At 53.2% G+C, this 3,967-nt stretch carries 3 protein-coding genes and 2 pseudogenes; 3 read left to right on the plus strand and 2 right to left on the minus strand.

What is annotated here, in order from left to right; all coding sequences use genetic code 11:
* Positions 1 to 69: 69 nt before the first annotated feature.
* Together HV796_RS40590 and HV796_RS40595 are read right to left on the minus strand one after the other, a co-directional pair.
* Positions 70 to 225 (minus strand): annotated as a pseudogene (locus HV796_RS40590) (IS6 family transposase); the annotation flags it as partial.
* 20 nt (positions 226 to 245) lie between these two features.
* Complete coding sequence (locus HV796_RS40595; RefSeq protein WP_175233327.1) at positions 246 to 446, minus strand: hypothetical protein; 201 nt, start codon at positions 444 to 446, stop codon at positions 246 to 248.
* 376 nt (positions 447 to 822) lie between these two features.
* Here HV796_RS40595 and HV796_RS40600 point away from each other — a divergent pair, with 376 nt between their 5' ends.
* From HV796_RS40600 to ltrA, 3 genes and pseudogenes are all read left to right on the plus strand, one after another.
* Positions 823 to 1,737 (plus strand): hypothetical protein, encoded by a 915-nt coding sequence (locus HV796_RS40600; protein ID WP_175233328.1) that lies wholly within the window; start codon positions 823 to 825, stop codon positions 1,735 to 1,737.
* 46 nt (positions 1,738 to 1,783) lie between these two features.
* Positions 1,784 to 2,100: pseudogene (locus HV796_RS40605) on the plus strand (hypothetical protein); the annotation flags it as partial.
* Between the two features lie 548 nt (positions 2,101 to 2,648).
* Entirely contained in the window at positions 2,649 to 3,854 is a 1,206-nt protein-coding gene (ltrA, locus tag HV796_RS40610; protein ID WP_246356353.1) for a group II intron reverse transcriptase/maturase, read from the plus strand.
* Positions 3,855 to 3,967 lie beyond the last annotated feature (113 nt).

Here is a 3,967-nt window from a genome sequence, read left to right on the forward strand (position 1 = left end):
TTCAACGTATGACTCTTTCATTCACAACACCTTGCCGGTTTTGACCGGCGCACGGACGCGTTCATTTCATTCTTCAAGGTGCCGCAGGCTCACCGGATAGGCCACGTACCATCGGACGCACAGCAGGATCACGTCCAGTGGATAATGGAGCCGCTTCAGTACCATGCCAATGCCAGCAGGCAGCGTCTTGCGCGGCGTCTTCGTCTTTGCCATCGTGTTCGTCATGCGTTACGATCCGGCCGGTTCTACTTCACCGTATTAATGCGACAGAGCCAACCAGTTGCATGCGTATAGCGGTGATTTCGCCACAGCGCGCCACCGATCATGGTGCCTCGAATGCTGGCGCTGACGTGTTGTTTGATCAGTTCGCGAAACAGCCCCAGCGTCGATACACAGGTGCGTGGCAGCTGCGGATTGCGGCCGAATATCGTGGCGACCATTAACATTCTGGGATGCGCTACCGCGAGACACTATTCCTTAATCACTCTACATCTTCGTGGATTTTTGAATATCACGGGACGCGAAATATAATAATTATATGCTCGGTTTCGATGCTGAAAAATATCGTGCAAATCATATGTTTAATAAAATATTCAAATATTATTTGTGTGACAATGATATGCTAAATATTTTTTCTATGGCAATGTTGCTCATCGGTATCCGGAGATCTCGCGACAGGAATTGACCGAGGTTCGCTCGATGTTAGGCAGACGTCAACTAAAACGCAATGAGGTGCCTGCTGCATTGGGATGAAATAGCTTCAAAGCGAGTAAATAATTAAATATTAAAATAAGTTGAGATGAGCGGAATGGCGAATTTGTCTTGAATTTTTATCAGGGATATTTGTGTTTTGTCGAGCTTCTCACAATTGGGGTTGTCGATATGTTCATCGTGGAACGCGACAATGCGAATAGGACCATCTCCATGTCACTGACGCGGCGCCAAAATCAGAGGTTATCGGAAAATACGCGAGGCGTTTGTGTGCGTCTTGCTGAGGAATTGTTTAAAATAAACTCGTATATCGGAATGATGCCTGGATTGAATCTGATGGAATTGGAATCTTCCGTTCATCTATTGAATTTTCAAGATTTTGCTGAGCGGCTTCGAGCGATTTCCAGCTCCATAACAGCTGGGCTTATATCGGAACTGGCGCAACTGCAGGGCAGGATATTTTTCGAGACTGTCAGGCTTGCGAAAATAATTTGTCAAATCAAATTGGATATTGTGAATCAGGTGGATTTATATTGTGCGGCGAAGGGGAAAATATTTTTGTTGCTTTCGGAGATTGAGCGATTTAATGAAATGCCCCGAGTCGATACCGAAGCCTTCGCTGACCTAATCCGATGTTATGAAACACAGATACGAATAGTAGATGCTTCCTTTGATCAAGTCAATGGATTGTGGGGCGAGCTCGCAGCACTGCAAGCCGATTACTTGAGGTTGTTTGCGAATGCGATCAACTGCATTATGAGTGCAAGCACTCCAGTTATAGAGGCAATGCGTTGCGAACTTGAGGCTCGCGATTACGCGCCTGATTTTGAAGCAGTCAAATCATCATGGATGAAAGAATTGAACTCGCGGATGGCCAAAAACACAGACACGCTCTTAGATAGTCTTGTTAAGAAAGTGATGGCAGTTAGCCCGATCGTCGCGGACGGAGACGCACACGGCTGCGGGCGAGCACCGCACGACGTGCATGCACCGACAGCGGTTCTGTCGCGGGTTCTGTTGCAATAGCAGGGGCGGGTATGCTGCGGGGCCTTACGGGATGTTGTGAACGACTATGAAGGCCCTGAGTCCGGCGGTAGCCAAAGTGCTGCGGTGGTTGCACTATCCGCTCGGGATAATGTTGGTGTGCGTGCGTTGGTCCGTGGCCTACCCGCTGGGCCTGCGCAACCTCGAAGAATGGTCGGGTAAGGACGCGACGTTACCGTCGCGTCCTTACCCGACAGAGATGATGGCCGAGCGCGGGATCGCGGTCGATCATTCAACCGTGCACCGGTGGTGCCATCAAGCTTCTCCTGGTGCTTGGGAAGGCGTAAGCGCCCGGCCGGCAGCAACTGGAGGATGGACGAAAGTGTGTCACGAACACAAGCGAGAGCTTGTGGTGCTGTACTGAAGATGGGAGTAGGTCTCCTGAAGCCGGCTTGCGGGAGCAGGCTTCAAACCGCCCGGTGCTGCTGCGTTCAAAAGGCGTGGTGGTGAGCGACCGGGGAAAAGTCACCCACCAGGATGGCAGGTATGTGTTGGGAAGATGAGCGAGAGCGAACCGTTCGATGATGCGTCGTTAATTCTTCAAAGCGCTGTCAAAACCGGAGTCATTTCGTCGCTCCGGGATGAGTCAGGACGAGACCTGCTTACGGACCTGACGGCAGCCGGCGTAGAGGCGGCATGAGCTCAACACAGGCTTTGGTATGGAACGTGAGAACCTTGCTCCGGATGTAAAGGGAAATGACAAATGGCAGACACCATGAGGAAGAATACCGATGCCGGAGTGAGGGGCGGAGCTGCCCGTAGTAGTGTTGAAGCCTTTGTAATGAAGGTGGAGCGAAGGGGCGGCGTTATCCTGTTGACGAAGATCACCAACCCGCATGTCGGGGATGAGTGATATGACCTCAACAAAACCGTACTGCATTGCGAAGCGCACGGTGTGGGAGGCGTATCAGCTGGTGAGGGCCAACCGGGGTGCTGCCGGCGTGGACGATGAAACGATCGCCATGTTCGAGCAGAACCTGTCAGGCAATCTGTACAAGCTGTGGAACCGGATGTCGTCGGGGTCATACTTCCCGCCGCCGGTGAAACAGGTTGAAATACCGAAGGCCATGGGTGGTACCAGAAAGCTGGGTGTGCCCACCGTGTCGGATCGGATCGCGCAGACTGTTGTCAAGCTCATAACCGAGCCGCTACTCGACCCGATATTCCATAAGGACTCTTATGGTTACCGTCCGGGCAAATCGGCGAAACAGGCTATTGCGGTAACGCGTGAGCGTTGCTGGAAATATGACTGGGTTGTTGAGTTTGATATCAAGGCGGCGTTCGATCAGATTGATCATGGCCTCCTGCTCAAGGCGGTACGCAAGCACATCAAGGCGGACTGGATCCTGCTGTATATCGAGCGGTGGCTGACTGCGCCGTTCGAGACTGCGGACGGGGCAAGACTGCCACGGGTGCGAGGTACACCTCAGGGTGGAGTGGTCAGCCCGATCCTGATGAATCTGTTCATGCACTATGCATTTGACGCATGGATGCAGCGGCACTTTGCGCAATGTCTGTTTGCGCGCTATGCCGATGATGCGGTGGTCCATTGCCGCAGCGAGGCGCAGGCGCAGGAAGTCATGCATGCCATTGCCTCGCGGCTGGCGCAATGCGGGTTGCAGATGCATCCTGAGAAGTCGAAGATCGTGTATTGCAAGGACCGAAGCCGCAACGAGGCCTACCCGGATGTGACTTTTACATTTCTGGGCTTTCTGTTTCGTCCGCGAAGGGTGCTGACGAGGTCCGGGCGGCTCTCCACGAGCTTTCTGCCTGGCGTGAGTCCTGCTGCCCTGAAACGGATGAGACAGGCGGTGCGGCGGTGGCGCTTGCCCCGTCAAACATCAGGGTCACTGGTCGATCTGGCCGGGCAATGCAATCCCACGATACGTGGCTGGTGGAACTATTACGGGGCCTTCTATCGAACGGCCATGCACGGACTCGGCCGGTATCTCGACCGCAAGCTCGTGCGCTGGGCCCAGCGCAAGTACAAGACACTGCGACGGCACAAACGGCGCAGTGAGCAGTGGTTGCACAAGATGAAGAAGGCGTACCCGCGACAGTTCGTACACTGGCAGTTTCAAGGGGCACAGGTTGGATAACGGGAATGAAATGAACGCGTCCCGCCCAGTGAAACGTCAGCAAACCAAGATCGACCCTTGCGAACTGACCGTATGCAAGGGCCAAAATGGAACATTATTGAGGTCCGCATAGG

Source organism: Paraburkholderia humisilvae, from assembly GCF_902859855.1.
GTDB classification, from domain to species: Bacteria; Pseudomonadota; Gammaproteobacteria; order Burkholderiales; family Burkholderiaceae; genus Paraburkholderia; species Paraburkholderia humisilvae.